The organism is Sphingomonas kaistensis, assembly GCF_011927725.1.
GTDB lineage: Bacteria > Pseudomonadota > Alphaproteobacteria > Sphingomonadales > Sphingomonadaceae > Sphingomicrobium > Sphingomicrobium kaistense.
Genome location: NZ_JAATJC010000001.1, coordinates 737,612 through 753,267 on the forward strand (window position 1 = coordinate 737,612; position 15,656 = coordinate 753,267).

15 protein-coding genes and 1 pseudogene are annotated in these 15,656 nt (G+C 68.2%); 9 read left to right on the forward strand and 7 right to left on the reverse strand.

Annotated elements, in window-relative coordinates; genetic code table 11:
• The first annotated feature begins 67 nt into the window (after window positions 1–67).
• Window positions 68–1,591, forward strand: a complete 1,524-nt coding sequence (locus GGQ97_RS03605) for a hypothetical protein (RefSeq protein ID WP_168067678.1) — start codon at window positions 68–70, stop codon at window positions 1,589–1,591.
• Window positions 1,592–1,617: 26 nt separating this feature from the next.
• Here the strand turns inward: GGQ97_RS03605 and GGQ97_RS03610 are convergent, their stop codons facing one another.
• The 3 genes from GGQ97_RS03610 to thiC are packed head-to-tail and all read right to left on the reverse strand — an operon-like array spanning window position 1,618 to window position 4,200.
• Complete coding sequence (locus GGQ97_RS03610; RefSeq protein ID WP_168067679.1) at window positions 1,618–1,830, reverse strand: DUF4287 domain-containing protein; 213 nt, start codon at window positions 1,828–1,830, stop codon at window positions 1,618–1,620.
• 4 nt (window positions 1,831–1,834) lie between these two features.
• Entirely contained in the window at window positions 1,835–2,341 is a 507-nt protein-coding gene (locus GGQ97_RS03615; RefSeq protein WP_168067680.1) for a hypothetical protein, read from the reverse strand.
• On the reverse strand, window positions 2,341–4,200 hold the full coding sequence (thiC, locus tag GGQ97_RS03620; RefSeq protein ID WP_168067681.1) for a phosphomethylpyrimidine synthase ThiC: 1,860 nt from the start codon (window positions 4,198–4,200) through the stop codon (window positions 2,341–2,343). Before thiC ends, GGQ97_RS03615 begins: the two co-directional genes overlap by 1 nt.
• A 151-nt stretch (window positions 4,201–4,351) precedes the next feature.
• On the opposite strand from thiC, the pseudogene cysD reads away from it, so the two are divergent.
• The 4 genes and pseudogenes from cysD to GGQ97_RS03640 form a co-directional block, all read left to right on the forward strand.
• Window positions 4,352–5,266, forward strand: a pseudogene (cysD, locus tag GGQ97_RS03625) (sulfate adenylyltransferase subunit CysD); the annotation flags it as partial.
• A complete protein-coding gene (gene cysC, locus GGQ97_RS03630; RefSeq protein WP_168067683.1) occupies window positions 5,266–7,071 on the forward strand; it encodes an adenylyl-sulfate kinase in 1,806 nt (601 codons plus the stop codon). The pseudogene cysD and the gene cysC, both read left to right, overlap by 1 nt.
• Window positions 7,072–7,163: 92 nt before the next feature.
• Window positions 7,164–7,439: a hypothetical protein gene (locus tag GGQ97_RS03635; protein ID WP_168067684.1), complete on the forward strand. Its 276-nt coding sequence runs from the start codon at window positions 7,164–7,166 to the stop codon at window positions 7,437–7,439.
• Between the two features lie 175 nt (window positions 7,440–7,614).
• Window positions 7,615–8,394, forward strand: a complete 780-nt coding sequence (locus GGQ97_RS03640; protein WP_168067685.1) for a MipA/OmpV family protein — start codon at window positions 7,615–7,617, stop codon at window positions 8,392–8,394.
• Between the two features lie 6 nt (window positions 8,395–8,400).
• Here GGQ97_RS03640 and fdxA read toward each other — a convergent pair whose 3' ends face one another.
• Genes fdxA through GGQ97_RS03655 form a run of 3 tightly spaced genes read right to left on the reverse strand, consistent with a single transcriptional unit; the run spans window position 8,401 to window position 11,600 of the window.
• The gene (fdxA, locus tag GGQ97_RS03645) at window positions 8,401–8,739 is read right to left on the reverse strand and encodes a ferredoxin FdxA (protein ID WP_168067686.1); all 339 of its coding nucleotides are present in this window, start codon (window positions 8,737–8,739) and stop codon (window positions 8,401–8,403) included.
• Between the two features lie 35 nt (window positions 8,740–8,774).
• Entirely contained in the window at window positions 8,775–9,047 is a 273-nt protein-coding gene (locus GGQ97_RS03650) for a S4 domain-containing protein (RefSeq protein WP_168067687.1), read from the reverse strand.
• Window positions 9,048–9,053: 6 nt separating this feature from the next.
• Complete coding sequence (locus GGQ97_RS03655) at window positions 9,054–11,600, reverse strand: helicase-related protein (protein WP_168067688.1); 2,547 nt, start codon at window positions 11,598–11,600, stop codon at window positions 9,054–9,056.
• A 148-nt stretch (window positions 11,601–11,748) separates the two neighbouring features.
• Between GGQ97_RS03655 and GGQ97_RS03660 the strand changes: the two genes are divergently transcribed.
• The 4 genes from GGQ97_RS03660 (at window position 11,749) to GGQ97_RS03675 (ending at window position 15,089) form a co-directional block, all read left to right on the forward strand.
• Window positions 11,749–13,170 carry a M23 family metallopeptidase gene (locus GGQ97_RS03660; protein WP_168067689.1) on the forward strand — a complete coding sequence of 474 codons (1,422 nt, stop codon included), beginning with the start codon at window positions 11,749–11,751 and terminating at the stop codon, window positions 13,168–13,170.
• A 96-nt stretch (window positions 13,171–13,266) separates the two neighbouring features.
• Complete coding sequence (locus GGQ97_RS14285) at window positions 13,267–13,875, forward strand: DVUA0089 family protein (protein ID WP_245197840.1); 609 nt, start codon at window positions 13,267–13,269, stop codon at window positions 13,873–13,875.
• 68 nt (window positions 13,876–13,943) lie between these two features.
• Entirely contained in the window at window positions 13,944–14,642 is a 699-nt protein-coding gene (locus GGQ97_RS03670; protein ID WP_168067690.1) for a LytTR family transcriptional regulator DNA-binding domain-containing protein, read from the forward strand.
• 54 nt (window positions 14,643–14,696) lie between these two features.
• Window positions 14,697–15,089: a UrcA family protein gene (locus tag GGQ97_RS03675; protein WP_168067691.1), complete on the forward strand. Its 393-nt coding sequence runs from the start codon at window positions 14,697–14,699 to the stop codon at window positions 15,087–15,089.
• Window positions 15,090–15,134: 45 nt separating this feature from the next.
• Here the strand turns inward: GGQ97_RS03675 and GGQ97_RS03680 are convergent, their stop codons facing one another.
• Window positions 15,135–15,620 (reverse strand): nuclear transport factor 2 family protein, encoded by a 486-nt coding sequence (locus GGQ97_RS03680; RefSeq protein ID WP_168067692.1) that lies wholly within the window; start codon window positions 15,618–15,620, stop codon window positions 15,135–15,137.
• Between the last annotated feature and the right edge of the window lie 36 nt (window positions 15,621–15,656).

Consider the following 15,656-nt stretch of genomic DNA (forward strand, 5'->3'; position numbering starts at 1 on the left):
AACAGCCTTCGTGCGCCATTGCCGGACGGTCTCAAGCCCGGCAGATTGCAGCAGGAGGGGTGTTGGTATGCGTCGTCTGTTCTTGCTTCTGGCTGCAGCAACCTGGTCGGCGGGGTCGCTGGCCGCGCCCTATCCCCGGCCGTCAGAGATCAGCGAGGCGGAACGACCAACGGTCACCGCGGCGATGGTTCTACTGACACAGACACGTGGGAACCCGCCGATCTCGGAACTGGATCGCTTTCTCACCGAGCTTCCGGGGCCGACCAAGGGGCGGGGGATGGTCCAGATGATGCGCGGCGGGGTGCTGGCCGCGCTCAAGCGGGATGGCGAAGCGCAGCTTGCCCTTCAGGAGAGCATCCGCTTGCTTCCGGAGCACAGCGGACCGCTGTTCGCTGCTGCCGACGTGATGACGTTCAGCCAGAACCCCGGTGCGGCCGCCGACTTCTTCATTCGCGCCAGCCGGATCGACCCCGAATTGGCAGCCCAGAGGACGAGCTACGATGTCTTCAATATCATCGGCCGAACGCGGGTTGCCGGGGACGAGCAACGCCGGGAATCCCTGATCAACCGCCTGATCGAGATCAATTGGGTAGGCGATACCCTCGACGGGCGGTCCGCGCTTGTCCGCGACGCCATCCTCCTGAAACTGCAGCGCAAGGATGTTTCCGGAGCGCGAGGCCTGGTGTCCGAGCTGCTCAGTCCGCGCGATCAATATACCCTGCTCGCCCAGAAGGCTGCAGAACCGATCTGGAGCGACATCGAGGCGTGGAGCGGGCCGAAACTGGAAAAGCAGTGGCCGGTCTATCTGCGCGAAGCCAAGCGCCGCTTCGAGGCAAGCAGCGATCCCCAGGATGCCGGAGACTATCTCGAAGCGCTGGTCGCGGCGCGAAAGGACCGGGACGCGGTCGCCGAGATGTTTCCGGTCTTCACCGCCGACGAGCTTGGCATCAAGGATCATGCACTGTTGTTCAAGGCGGCCGTGCTTGCAGGCGCGCTTGCCAGGCGGGGCCAGTTCGAGGAGCAGGATGCGCTGTACGAACGGCTCGGCAAGGTCTGGCCGCTTGGATCGACCACCAATGCGCTGAACCTCACGGCCAATCATGCCCGCTGGTTGCTGGTCCGGGGCCTGCACTCCCGCAGCCTGGCCATGATCGAAGCCACCATCGTCGCAGCGAAGAAAGCTGGCGATGAGGTCAATGGCGACGCGCTTGCGGGCATGTACCAGACCAGCGCCTGCGTGCTTGCGAAGAGCGGCAGGACCGACGAGGCCGAGATGGCTGCGGCGCTTGGTGCACTGTCGGCATCGGTCGCTCCCGCCGGGGTCGCGAAGATGTACCAGTGCCTCGGCCAGCACGCGAAGGCGAAGGCCGTGCTGCTCAAGGCGCTGGGCGCCGACGCCAGCAGGCCGGCGACGATCCTTGCGCTTCAGCCAACCAACCTCCCGCCAGCCCCGACGCCCTTCGCCGAAGCCGAGCAGAAGGATTGGGACCGGTTGCGCGGCGATCGGGACATTGTCGCGGCCGTTAGACGCGAAGGTCGCGTGCTGGGCTTTGCGATGGGCGAGGGCGCTCCGGCGGTACTGCCCGACTGAACATCAAGCGACCCACGTTCCAGTCGCTAGTTTTCCCTTCTCGCCAGCCAATCCGCCACCAGCGCATTGGCATGCCCATGCCCCATGCCATGCTCCGTCTTGAGCCAGGCGACATGCTCCATGTGCCGGGCCGGTGGGCGGGCGCTGAGCAGGGCTTTCCATTCGGCGATGGGACAGCCGTATCTGGCTTCGATCGCGGGGAAGTAGGAGGCGGGGCCTTTCACCTTGTCGTCTGCCATGCGCTTACCTCGTGGGTGGGGTGATGCCCTCTCCGGCGGCGCGGACCAGGTGGAGGGTCGTGGGCTCGGCGCTGCCTTTCGCGCGGTAGGTTTCGCTGCGGACCGGGCGGGCAGGGTCGGTGAGGTCGAAGGCGAGGTCGTGGAGGTGGCTTTCGCCATCGCCGAGATCGGTGGCGTCGCGGTAGCGGAAGCTAAGCTTCGTGCCGCTGGCCGCGAGGGTCAGGCGGGGCTGGTTGCCCTGGGGGCAATAATGGGTCGCGAGCAGGGTCGCACCATCGCGGTGGTAGAGGGTGAGGCTATGCGGCTGTGTCCGGCGGCGCCATTCCTCGACCAGCACGGTGCCGCCTGCAGTCAGGCTGAAACCAATGCGCAGCGGCGAGGCGGGATTGTCCGCGTTACGCCACTCCCCGACCAGCGCCGTCATCCGGGTGAAAGCCGCCGCCGCCTCTCCCTCGCCCTGCTTCCCCGCGGGAGCAGCCACGGCGAGGGCCAGGGCGAGGGCGGCGATCATCAGTCGTGCTCGCGGCCGTTTGAGCCGATGTAGAGCTCGTTACCGCCGGCGCGATACTTCTCGCTCATCTCGGCCATGCCCTTTTCGGCTTCTTCGACCGCGATGCTGTTTTCGAGCGGGGCGTTCTGCTTGGCAGCGAAGTCGCGCACTTCCTGCGTGATCTTCATCGAGCAGAATTTGGGCCCGCACATCGAGCAGAAATGCGCGGTCTTGGCGCCTTCGGCCGGAAGCGTCTGGTCGTGATATTCCTCGGCCGTATCGGGATCGAGCGACAGGTTGAACTGGTCGCGCCAGCGGAACTCGAAGCGGGCGCGGCTGAGCGCATCGTCGCGGACCTTGGCGGCGGGGTGGCCCTTGGCGAGGTCGGCGGCGTGGGCGGCGAGCTTGTAGGTGACGACGCCGACCTTGACGTCGTCGCGGTCGGGGAGGCCCAAGTGCTCCTTGGGTGTGACGTAGCAGAGCATGGCGGTGCCGAACCAGCCGATCATCGCCGCGCCGATGCCCGACGTAATGTGGTCGTAGCCGGGCGCGATGTCGGTGGTCAGCGGCCCAAGCGTATAGAAAGGCGCTTCGCCGCAGACGGCGAGCTGCTTGTCCATATTCTCCTTGATCTTGTGCATCGGCACGTGGCCGGGGCCCTCGATCATGACCTGGCAGTCATGCTCCCACGCTTTCTTGGTCAGTTCGCCAAGGGTGTAGAGCTCGGCGAACTGGGCTTCGTCATTGGCGTCGGCGATGCTGCCGGGGCGGAGGCCGTCGCCGAGGCTGAAGCTGACGTCATAGGCCTTCATGATCTCGCAGATCTCGTCGAACCGCTCGTAGAGGAAGCTCTCGCGGTGATGGGCGAGGCACCATTTGGCCATGATCGAGCCGCCGCGCGAGACGATGCCGGTGACGCGCTTGGCGGTCAGCGGGACGTACGGGAGGCGGACGCCCGCATGAATCGTGAAATAATCAACGCCCTGCTCGGCCTGCTCGATCAGCGTGTCGCGGAAAATCTCCCAGTTGAGGTCCTCGGCGATGCCGCCGACCTTCTCCAGCGCCTGGTAGATCGGGACGGTGCCGATCGGGACCGGCGAGTTGCGCAGGATCCATTCGCGGGTGTCATGGATGTTGCGGCCGGTGGAGAGGTCCATCACCGTGTCTGCGCCCCAGCGGATCGACCAGACCATCTTGTCGACCTCGGCCGCGACGTCGGAGGCGACCGCCGAATTGCCGATGTTGGCGTTGATCTTGACCAGGAAGTTGCGGCCGATCGCCATCGGCTCGGCTTCGGGATGGTTGATGTTGGCGGGGATGATCGCGCGGCCGCGGGCGATCTCGTCGCGAACGAATTCGGGGGTCACGAAGTCGGGAATGGCGGCGCCGAAGCTTTCGCCGTCGCGAACGTGGTTCAGCGCAGCCTCGCGGCCGAGATTTTCGCGGATCGCGACATATTCCATCTCGGGCGTGATGATGCCGCGGCGGGCATAGTGCATCTGGGTGACGTTGGCGCCGGCCTTGGCGCGCAGCACCCGCTTGCGGACATTGGGGAAGGGCGCGACGCCGCCCGAGCGGTCGGGGCCGAGCTGGCCATTGTCCTCGGGACGGACTTCGCGCTGGACGACTTCCTCGACATCGCCGCGGCCGCGGATCCAGTCGCGGCGGACTTCGGGCAGGCCGGCCATGATGTCGATGCGGGCCGCCTCGTCGGTGTAGGGGCCGGACGGGTCGTAGACTGTCACCGGCGCCTCGCCCGACGAGGGCTCGAGGTGGATCTGCCGCATCGCCACCTTGAGCGGGCCGACGTGGATCTTCCTCGAGCCACGGATCGGTCCAGTGGTGACCTTGAGTTCAGTGCGCGCAGGGATATCAGCCATTACCTAAGTTCCTCTTCCTCCGCCGGGGTCAGCCGGATCAGGTTCTCGGGTCGAGCGGGGCCAGCCGCTCCTCTCAGCTCAGGCGAGCTCCCCGGGGACGCGGCCGTCTTAGAAGCGGGCGCGGCATTGCGCCAGCCGAGTCTGCGCGGCATCAGGCAAGGCGATGAGCCTCAGCCATCTCGATCGCCTGGAAGCGGAGAGCATCCACATCCTGCGGGAAGTGGCGGCGACCGCGCGGCGGCCGGTGTTCCTTTATTCGATCGGCAAGGACAGCAGCGTCATGCTGCACCTGGCGCTCAAGGCCTTTCACCCCGCGCCGCCGCCCTTTCCCTTCCTGCACATCGCCAGCGGGTGGGATTTCAGGGAGATGCTGGCGCATCGCGACGCCATGGCGTCACGCTATGGCCTCAAGCTGATCGTCTGGCACAATGAGGAAGCGGCCGCGGCGGGGATCGACCCGTTCACGACCCCGACCCCGACCTACACGCGGCTGATGCTGACCGAGGCGTTGCGGGCGGCACTTGCGGCGGGTGCTTACGACGCCGCGTTCGGGGGCGGGCGGCGCGACGAGGAAAAGGCGCGGGCCAAGGAGCGGGTGTTCAGCTTCCGCGGGCCCGGTGGCGGCTGGGACCCCAAGCTGCAGCGCCCCGAACTGTGGAACCTGTACAATGCGCGGGTCCATGCCGGCGAGAGCATCCGCGTCTTCCCGCTCAGCAATTGGACCGAGCGCGACATCTGGGACTACATCGCCCGCGAAGAGGTGCCGATCGTGCCACTGTATCTGGCGGCGGAGCGGCCGACGGTGATGCGCGACGGCACCTTGCTGATGGTCGACGATGCGGATCGCTTTCCCGGCATCGAGCGCGAAGAGGTCGTCACCCGCCGCATCCGCTTCCGCACCATGGGCTGCTGGCCGCTGACCGGGGCGATGGAGAGCGAAGCCGATACGCTCGACAAGGTGCGGGCCGAGATGGCGGCGCTCAGGACCAGCGAGCGGCAGGGCCGGGTGATCGACCGCGACGAAAGCGCGTCGATGGAAGTGAAGAAGCGCGAGGGTTATTTCTGATGGACCTGCTGCGCTTCATCACCTGCGGCAGCGTCGACGACGGCAAGTCGACCCTGATTGGGCGGTTGCTCCACGACAGCGCGCAGTTGATGGACGACCAGATTGCCGCGCTGGAAAGCGACAGCAGGCGGATGGGGACGCAGGGGCAGGCAATCGACTTCGCCCTGCTGGTCGACGGGCTTGCGGCCGAGCGCGAACAGGGCATCACCATCGACGTCGCCTACCGCTTCTTCTCGAGCGCGACGCGGCGGTTCATCGTCGCCGACTGCCCGGGACATGAGCAATATACCCGCAACATGGCGACCGGCGCCTCGACCGCGGACGCGGCGGTGCTGCTGGTCGATGCGCGCAAGGGCGTGCTCACGCAAACCCGCCGGCACGCCGCCATCTGCCGGCTGATGGGGGTCCGCCACCTCATCCTGGCGGTCAACAAGATGGACCTGGTCGGGTTCGACGCGGAGCGGTTCGAGGCCATCGCCGCCGAGGGCGAGGCGCTGGGCGCTGCCCTTGCCATCCCGCTGTCCGGACTGACCGGCGCCAACGTCTTCTCCCGCTCGGCCGAGATGCCGTGGTTCGCCGGGCCGACATTGATGGAAGCGCTCGACGCCGTGCCCGCGCAGACGGCTGAGGGCGACGCGCCGCTGCGGCTGCCGGTGCAATGGGTCAATCGTCCGCACCAGGACTTCCGGGGCTATGCCGGGCTGATCGCCGCCGGAAGCGTCGTTCGGGGACAGGATGTAAGGGTGCTGCCGTCCGGCCGGACCAGCCGGGTCGCATCGGTCCTGGTCGGCGAGCGGGAGGTCGAGCGGGCCGAGGCCGGCCAGTCGGTCACCCTGACACTGACCGACGAGGTCGACTGCAGCCGTGGGTCGGTGATTGTCGCGCTGCACCAAGCGCCCGAAGTCTCCGACCAGTTCGAGGCGAGCCTGGTGTGGCTGGCCGAGGAGGAATTGCTGCCGGGCCGCGGCTATTGGCTGCACTGCGCGAGCCAGAGCGTCACCGCCACCGTCCAGCCGCCCAAATATGAGCTGGGCATCGACACCGGTGAGCACCTCGCCGCCCGAACGCTCGGGCTCAACGCGATCGGGGTGGTCGAATTCGCGACCGACCGGCCGCTGGTGTTCGAGCCTTACGCCACCAGCCGCGCGCTGGGCGGTTTCATCCTGGTCGACAAGGTTACCAACGCCACCGTCGCCTGCGGGATGATCCACTTCGCGCTGCGCCGGGCGAGCAACATCCACTGGCAGGCGATCGAGGTCAGCCGCGACGCCCATGCCCGGCAAAAGGCCCAGAAGCCCTGCGTCATCTGGCTCACCGGCCTCAGCGGGGCGGGCAAGTCGACCATCGCCAACCGGGTCGAGCAGAAGCTGCACGCGCTGGGGCGGCATAGCTTCCTGCTCGACGGCGACAACGTGCGCCACGGGCTCAGCCGCGACCTCGGCTTCACCGAGGCCGATCGGATCGAGAATATCCGCCGGGTCGGCGAGGTCGCGCGGCTGATGGCCGATGCCGGGCTGATCGTGATCACCGCCTTCATCTCGCCGTTCCGGGCCGAGCGGGAGATGGTGCGGCGGATGCTGCCGGAAGGAGAATTCCTTGAGGTCTTCGTTGATGCCCCGCTGGCCGAGGCCGAGCGGCGGGATGTGAAGGGCCTTTACGCCAAGGCGCGCGCGGGCAAGCTCAGCAATTTCACCGGCATCGACAGCCCGTACGAAGCGCCCGAGCGGCCCGACCTGCATATCGACACCACGGTGACCAGCGCCGACGAGGCGGCGGAGCGTATCGTCGACCGATTGCTGCGCTGACGGAGCGTCGTTTCCTTGCGCCAAGATGAACGGCAGACGGACCCAAGCGCCCGCTGCCGCGTTGCCGCCCTGATAACCCTAGGAGAAAAAACGTGCGTGCTCTGATTCTGGTCGCTGGTGCGGCCCTTTCCCTCGCGGCTTGTGGCAGCAACAGCGACGAAGCCATGAATGCCGACGCCAACCTGATGGTCGCCGACAACATGTCGACCATGGACGCCAACATGATGGGCACCGATGCCAACATGATGGGCACCAACATGGGCGGCGCGGATGCCAACATGATGACCAACGGCGCGACCGAAGCCAACATGATGGCTGAGGACATGAACACCAACGCGCCTGACACGAATCTCGCCAACGGCATGTAATCAGGCGAGGTCACTATCGGGCAGCGCTCACGCATTCGCGCTGCCCGGCTCCGGGGAAGCGCCCGCTCTGAAACAGGGCGGGCGCTTCTTCGTTTCTGGAGATGTGGGCGCGCCGGGGAACGCCAGCATAAGGGTCGGTGCAACCAAGGTCCGGCCCGGTCGTTCCGCCGCTGACATGAAGATCATCGCCCCCGCCATCGCTGTCGCCGTCCTGGCCCTGTCCACCCCCGCCGCGGCGCAGGAGAAAAAGGACCGCCGGGTCAGGATCGGCCTCGGAGGCCAATTCAAGCCGGCCTATCCGGGGGCCCGGGACAGCGACTTCAGGCCGTTGTTCGACTTCGACCTGGCCAAGGGGGTCGAGGAGTTCCGGATCGAGACGCCGGACGATCGCTTCGGCATCCGCCTGATCTCGGCCGGGCGCTTCACCGCCGGGCCGGCCGCGGCCTACCAGGGCAGCCGCAAGGACAGGGACGTCGGTGCGGCGGTCGGCAAAGTCGATGCGACGATCGAGGTCGGCGGCTATGCCGATTATCTGGTCAACGACAGCCTGCGCGTCCGGGCCGAGCTGGTTAAGGGTGTTACCGGCCACGAGGGCATCACCGGGCAGGTCGGGATCGACCATTTCTGGCGCGACGGCGACAAATATGCGGTGACGCTCGGGCCGCGGCTGCTGTTCTCCGACGACCGTTTCCAGCGCGCCTACTTCGGGGTCAGCCCGGCGGCTGCGGCGCGCACCGGGCTTCCGGTCTACACGCCGGGCGGCGGGATCCATGCGGTGGCGCTGGCAAGCGGAGTGCAGACCCAGTTCGGACCGCGCTGGGGCCTGTTCGGCTATGCCCGCGGCGAGCGGCTGGTCGGCGATGCGGCCAAGTCGCCGATCGTGCGTACCTACGGCCGGCGCAACCAGCTCGCGGCCGGGATCGGCGTCAGTTACGCGTTCACCGTCCGCCGCTAAGGGCGATCAGTCGCCTTCGCCGGGTTCGGGCGAGAAGAAGGCGTCATACTTGCCGTCCTTGCCCTTATAGTCGTCGGCGTCGGCCGGACTGTCCTTCTTGCGGGTGATGTTGGGCCATTGGGCCGAGAAGGTGGAGTTCAATTCCAGCCACTTCTCGTTGCCGCTTTCGGTGTCCGGGAGGATCGCCTCGGCCGGGCACTCGGGCTCGCACACGCCGCAATCGATGCATTCGTTGGGGTTGATGACGAGCATGTTCTCGCCTTCGTAGAAGCAATCGACCGGGCACACCTCGACGCAGTCCATATATTTGCAGCGGATGCAGGCGTCGGTGACGACGTAGGTCATGGCGGTCTCTCTAGGCTCCCTGGTTGAGCGTAGCGCTATGCCGCTCCGTTCGGATCGTCAACGCCCAGCTCTTCGTAACAGGCGCGGGCCTCGGGGGCTGGGCCGCGGCGATGGGGGAGCGAGACGACCCGGATCACCCGCACCGCGCCGCGCAGGGGAAGGGTGATGGTGGCCCCGACGCGAACCGGTTCGGATACTTTCTCGACTCGGCGACCGTCCAAGCGGGTTCGGCCCTGGTCGAGTAGGGCCTGCGCTTGGGTACGGGACTTGAGCAAGCGGATGAAGAACAGGAAGCGGTCGAGGCGCACGCGGGCCTAGCGCTTGAGTCCGGCGAGCGCGCCGAAGGCGTTGCCGGGGCGAGCCGGTTGCGGCCGGGCGCGGGTACGGGGGTGAGTGCCGCGCCAGGCCCAGCTGCCCGACTGCTCGCGGAAACCGACCTCGGCCATCAGCCGGGCCAGCGTATCGTCCCCAAGGCCGATCGAGGTGGCGAGCGCGCGGTCGACCGGATCGAGCACGGCTTCGCCGCCGGGCCGGTGCGCGGCGCGGGCCTGGTGGGCGAAGGCGGCGAGGCGGTCGGCCAGGTCGACCCGCAGCCAGTGCTCGCCGAACCGGCGGTAGGCGAGACAGGCGCCGAGGCGGTCGGCATCGGCGGGGAGGACCGAGGCGCCGGGTCGGGGCAGCGCCGGCATCGGCTGGCCCGAGCGGACCGCCACCAGCGCCGCGCGCCAGCGTTGCGCCTCGGGCTTGAGCAGCGAGGGGGCGAACACATCGAGCGCGCCCAGCCGGATCTTCAGCTTGTGCAGCGCGGCGCGCATCGGGCGGTCGAGCTGGCCGATCGGCTCGGCCAGCGCCTTGCGCGGCAGGAGGCCGCCGGCGTCGGCGAGCATGGCGGTCAGCGCCCGGACCGGCGGGCCATAGTGGCGGTCGGACGAGGCGGCGGTGAGGCGGGCGAGGTCGCCGACGTGGCGCTTCACCTGCCGTTCGAGCCACGCCTCCATGTGCGCGCGGAGCTCCGTCCGGGCCGGGGCCGACAGCCGGTCGAGCGAGCGGACGGTGCGCAGCGCGGGCTCGGTCAGGCTGCGGCCGGGCGCCAGGCGGGCGAGGAGGTGGCCGTCGGCGGCGATCCCGATGTCGCCCCCGGCCGGTGCGAACAGGGTGAAGCGGCTGTCCTCGCCGGCGGTTAGGGCGCGGGCGCGGCGGTCGAGCTCGTCGCCGAGGCGGCGTTCGGCGGCGGCGAGGAGCAGGCGCTTGTCGGCGAGGCGGGCGGTGGGATCGACCTTGAACTCGAAGCCCGTGAGGTGGCCGATCGGCTCGGGCCCGACGCTGACCTCGCCATCGGCGGCGACGGTGACCGGCAGCGCGTCCGCCCCGCGCGCGCCGATGTCGCGGACGAGGACGGCGGTGCGGCGGTCGACGAAGCGCTGGGTCAGCGCGGCGTGGAGTGCGTCGGACAGGCGCGATTCAACGTGGCGGGTGCGCTCGGCCCATTTCGCCGGCTCGGCCAGCCAGTCGGCGCGGTGGGCGATATAGGCCCAGCTGCGCACCCCGGCGAGGCGGTCGGCAAGCGCCTCGATATCGCCCGAGACATTGTCGAGGCGGCTGACCTCCGCGGCGAACCAGTCGTGGCTGACATGGCCGCCGTCGGCGATGGAATTGAAGATGCGGCGGACCATCCGGGCGTGGTGCATCGGCCCGACCTTGCGGAAGTCGGGCAGGCCGCACGCCGCCCACAACCGCCGCGCGACGATGCCCTTGCGGTCGGCCACCGCCGGGTCCTCGGCCAGCGCCTTCAAGACCGCGAGGTCGATCCCGGGTGGCGACGGGCGCAGCAGCGGATCGTCGCTGCGCGCCTCGAGGCTGTGGATCAGGCTGGTGACGTCGGTGAAGTCGAGTTCGGCCGAGCGCCAGTAAAGGTGGTCGAGCGGGCGGAAGCGATGCTCCTCGATCGCGTTGATCTCTTCGTCGGTGAAGGCCGGGCCGTTTTCGCCGCCAAGGCCCAGGGTGCCAAAGGTGCCGTCGCGCTGGTGGCGTCCGGCGCGCCCGGCGATCTGGGCCATTTCGGGAATGGTCAGGCGGCGCTCGCGGCGGCCGTCGAACTTGTCCAATCCGGCGAAGGCGACGTGGGCAACGTCCATGTTGAGGCCCATGCCGACCGCGTCGGTAGCGACCAGGTAATCGACCTCGCCGCGCATGAACATCGCGACCTGGGCGTTGCGGGTGGCGGGGCTGAGCGCGCCCATCACGACGGCCGCGCCGCCCTTGAAGCGGCGCAGCATCTCGGCCAGCGCATAGACCTGTTCGGCCGAGAAGGCGACGATCGCCGAGCGCGGAGGCAGGCGGCTGAGCTTGGCCGAACCGCCGTAGCGCAGGGTCGAGAAGCGCGGGCGGCTGACGATCTCGGCCTCGGGGATCAGTTGGCGGACCAGCGGCTTGAGGCTGGCCGAGCCGAGGATCAGCGTCTCCTCGCGGCCGCGGGCGCGGAGCAGGCGGTCGGTGAAGACGTGGCCACGCTCTGGATCGGTGCCGAGTTGCGCTTCGTCGATCGCGCAGAAGGCGAAGTCCTTCTTGTCGTCGGTCCCGCCGGGTACGGTCGAGGGGTTGGGCACCGGCATGCTTTCGACGGTGCACAGCCAGTAGCGGGCCTTGGGGGGCGCGATCCGTTCCTCGCCGGTCAGCAGCGCGACCGAAGCCTCGCCCTTCATCTTGACCACCCGGTCATAAACCTCGCGCGCCAGCAGGCGCAGCGGGAAGCCGATGACGCCCGAGGAGTGGGCGCACATCCGCTCGATCGCCAAGTGGGTCTTGCCGGTGTTGGTGGGCCCGAGAACGGCCCTGACAATGCCGTCGGAACGCCCGGCCATGACACTCATGTTGGCAGGAACGGGCCGCGGCGCAAGGGGAGCATTGAGGCCTCACTTCCATTTATGCACGCGAAGGGCGGAGAGCGCGCAAGCCGAGGAGGGCGGTGGCTTAGCGCCGCGTTAACCTTGTCGGGCGACAAGGGGCGCGATGTTCCAGTCGCCCCGCCCGCTGGTTGCCGCCGCCGCCCTTCCAACCTTTGGTCGGGCCGCCGCGTTGCGTCCGCCGCAACCGCGCTTCAGCCTGGTGGTCGACCTCACGCAAAATCCCTTCAGCCGGCACTGGTGGCGCGGTGCGGCAACGCTTGCCGCGCTGGTCGCGGGTGTGGCGCAGCTTGCACCGCCGCTGACCGCCTTGCCGTCAGGCGTCGCCATTGCCGAAGGGCCCGATCAGGCGCGCCAGGAGCAGGCGCTGGCGGTCGGCGCGCTTGCATACGGATCGAGCACCGGCCTGCCGATGAGCGAAGGGCCGCGCGCCCGGCCGATCGCCGCCGCGCCGGCCCGTCAATTGCGTGCGCTCAGCCTGATCGTTTCCCCGGGGGACGAGCTTTCCCGGCTGCTTCAGCGCAATGGGGCAAGGGCGTCCGACGCCTTGCAGGCCGCTGCGCTGGCGCGGGCGGAAAAGGCGCTGCCGACGCCCGGAACCACGCTCACCGTCCGCCTGGGCGCTCCGGACGCGGCCGGAAGCCGCGGAATCGATTATCTGCAGTATCGGGCCCGGCTCGACCTCGAACTGGTGATCAGCGGCAGCGACGGCGGGGGGCTGAGCGCCGAGAGGCGCCAGCTCGGGCTCGACCGCACCCCACTGCGCCTGCGCGGAAGCGTCGGCGGCGGCCTCTACTGGGCGCTGCGCTCGGCCGGTGCGTCACCGGCGCAGGCGGCCGATTATCTGGGCGCGATCGGGGCCAGCCTCGACGTCGGCAGCGAAGTGATGCCCGGCGACCGCTTCGAACTGGTGGTGGCGCAGGCGAAGTCGGCCGATGGCCGCACCGTGACCGGCGACCTGCTTTATGCCGGGCTCGACCGGGGCGCCGGAAGCGACCTGTCGCTGGTCCGGGTGCCGCTGCGCGGGCGGCTGCAGTGGATCAGCGAGACTGCCTCGCCCGAGCCGGTGCAGAGCGGCCTGCTGACACCGGTGGCGGGTCCGATCACCTCGGGCTTCGGGGGCCGGATGCACCCGATCCTGCGCTTCATCAGGATGCACAACGGGGTCGACTATGGCGCCGGCTGGGGCAGCCCGATCGTCGCCGCGGCCGATGGCCAGGTGGTCCGCGCCGGCTGGGCGGGCGGCTACGGCCGGCAGGTCCGGATCGCGCACGAGGGCGGGCTGGTGACCAGCTACAGCCACATGAGCCGGATCGTCGCCGGCGAAGGCGGCGTAGTGCGCCGGGGCGAGCTGATCGGCTATGTCGGGTCGAGCGGCCTGTCGACCGGTCCGCACCTCCACTACGAGGTGCTGAGGAACGGCACCCCGGTGAACCCGCTGGGCGTCACTCTGGTCAGCCGGCCGGTCTTCGACGAGGGGTTGATGGCGGCGGTACGGGCCAGGGCCAAGGCGCTGCGCGGACTTTGACCGTAGCCCGGTTGCGTGGCGATTAATTTCGAATTAACTCTCCTCATGGTCGCGTTCGCCTTGTGGCGTAACTGGACGGTGAACAGGGGAGTTTTTATGGGTAAGGCATTGGCATTCAGCGTCGCGGCGACACTCTTCGCGACAGGCACCGCGGCATCGGCAGCGGACTATTCCTACAGCGGCTCATTGGCCGGACCCAATGCCGTCCAGCTTTTCAACTTCACCGTTACCAGCCCGTCGTCGGTGACCCTGCGCACCTATTCCTATGCGGGTGGGATCAATGCCGCCGGCCAGACCATCACCAGCGGCGGCTTCGATCCGATCCTGGCGCTGTTCGACGGTTCGGGCGAGCTGGTCGGCGAGAATGACGATGGCGGTCTCAACGTCCCGGCGGATGCGACGACGGGCTCGCGCTACGACACCTTCCTGCAGGCCCTGCTCCAGCCCGGCACCTACACGGTGTCGGTGGCGGCTTATTCGAACTTCGCGATCGGGCCGAACCTGTCCAACGGGTTCGAGAATGACGGCACCTTCGACGGCCGCGCCAATCGGTGGGCGTTCGACATCCTCAACGTGAACAGCGCGATTCAGGTCGGGGCCGTTCCTGAGCCCGGCACCTGGGCCCTGATGCTGGTCGGATTCGGCGCGATCGGTGCCTCGCTGCGCCGCCGTCGCCGCGCCACCGCGGTGCCCGCGCTCGCCTGATCGGCGATTGCTAGCGCGTTAACTTAGGAGTAAACACGGGCACTGCTCTCAAGGGGGAGCAGTGCCCGATGACAGAACTTGTCGTCATTGCATGCATCGCCTTCGACCACCGCGCGCCCGCCGACGGGCTGCAACGGTTCAAGGCTTGCCTTCTCCAATGTCCGCAGGTGGAGCGGGCGATGGAAGTTTGCGGCACCTACGACCTGATCGTGCAGGGCCGCTGCTGCGACGTCGCCGACTATAATCGCAACATGGAACGGCTGCGCCAGCCGATGGCGCAGTTCATCGCCCGGATCGAGACGAGCTTCGTCGCCCGGATGATGGACCGTCCGGCGGCCAGCGAAGAGAACGGCGGCGCGCTGTGGCTTCCCTGCGGGGACGGCCGGCGCCGGGTCGAGCACCGCCTGATCGACAAGATTATGGCCGAAGGCGATTACATGCGCGTCCATGTCGGCGACTGGACCTGCCTCGTCCACGACACCATGGCCCATTTGTCTCGTGAACTGGCCGGGTCGGGGTTCGTGCAGCTGCATCGCTCGGTGCTGGTCCGGATCACCTTCATCGACCGGCTGGTCCACGACCAGCGGCGGTGGATCGCGCGGCTGCTGGATGGAAGCGAGGTCGGAGTCGCCAAGAGCCATACCCATGACGTGCTGGCGATCATGGCCGGCGAGTCGTCGATGTCCGACGCCCTTTCGGCGAAGGCGCGGCCCATCGTCGAAGCACCGGCAGAGGTGAACGAAAATCCAATGAAACTGACCTCCTGAACCGCGACACCCGGCAGGTCGGCGCAATCGGGCGCCGACAGCCGGGAGGTTCCTATGGAAAGCCGCAGATTCGCATGTCTCGCCGCCACTGTCGTGATGGGATTGAGCGTCGTCGGTATTGCCGGCGCCTCGGCTGCGCCGCCGCTGGGGGACGTGGTGATCGAGGGCGGCCGGATCGATCCCGCGCTGCAGCGGACGGTCCGGTACAGTGACCTCAACCTCGCCTTCGCGCCAGGCCAGCGCACGCTGAAGACCCGCATCATGCGGACCGCCAGCGGCCTGTGCTGGGACCTGAACGGCTCCTACGGCGTGGATCGCTGCACAAGCGATGCGGTCGACAGCACGAAGGGGCAGGTGGCGGAGGCGATCACCCGCGCCAAGCGGCAGATGGCCGGACTTCCGGTCGGTCCCGCGATCGCCATCAGCATGGTGATTGGCGCCCGTTGAGAGTGGAGGGGAGGGCCGCACTGGGGGCGGCCCTCACCCCCCCGATCAGTGACCTGAATCGATGGTCGCGAAATTGGCGTGGACCATCATCCATTTGCCGTTTTGCTTCACGTAAACGCGAGACGACTTGGCCAGTGACGGCGCGACCTTGCCATCCGCCGCGCGCCTGAGACCGGCGAAATTGTAGGTCAGGATCGCGGTGTCGCCGTATGTCTGCACCCGCGGGTTCTGCATGTCGGAGAACATCGCCTTGTCGTTGAGCGCGACGTCGCCCATCCGCATCGCCATCGCCTTGCCGACCAGCAGGGTCGGGAAGTCACCGTTGAACTCGGTATAGTCCTCGGCCATCGAGGCGTTCTGCTGCGCGATCGGCGCGCCGGCGATCTCCGCCGCCCACTGCGCGCGGGCAAGCGCCATGATCTCGGCCGAGACCTGCGGATTGTCCGCTGCCTGTGCCGGAACCGCCGTCATCAACAGCAATGCCATCGTCCCCGCAGCCGCGCCGCGGGTCCAGTTCGTGAGTTTATTCATGGGTCAAATCCTCCGCTTGTAAAACGCAGAGGGGGT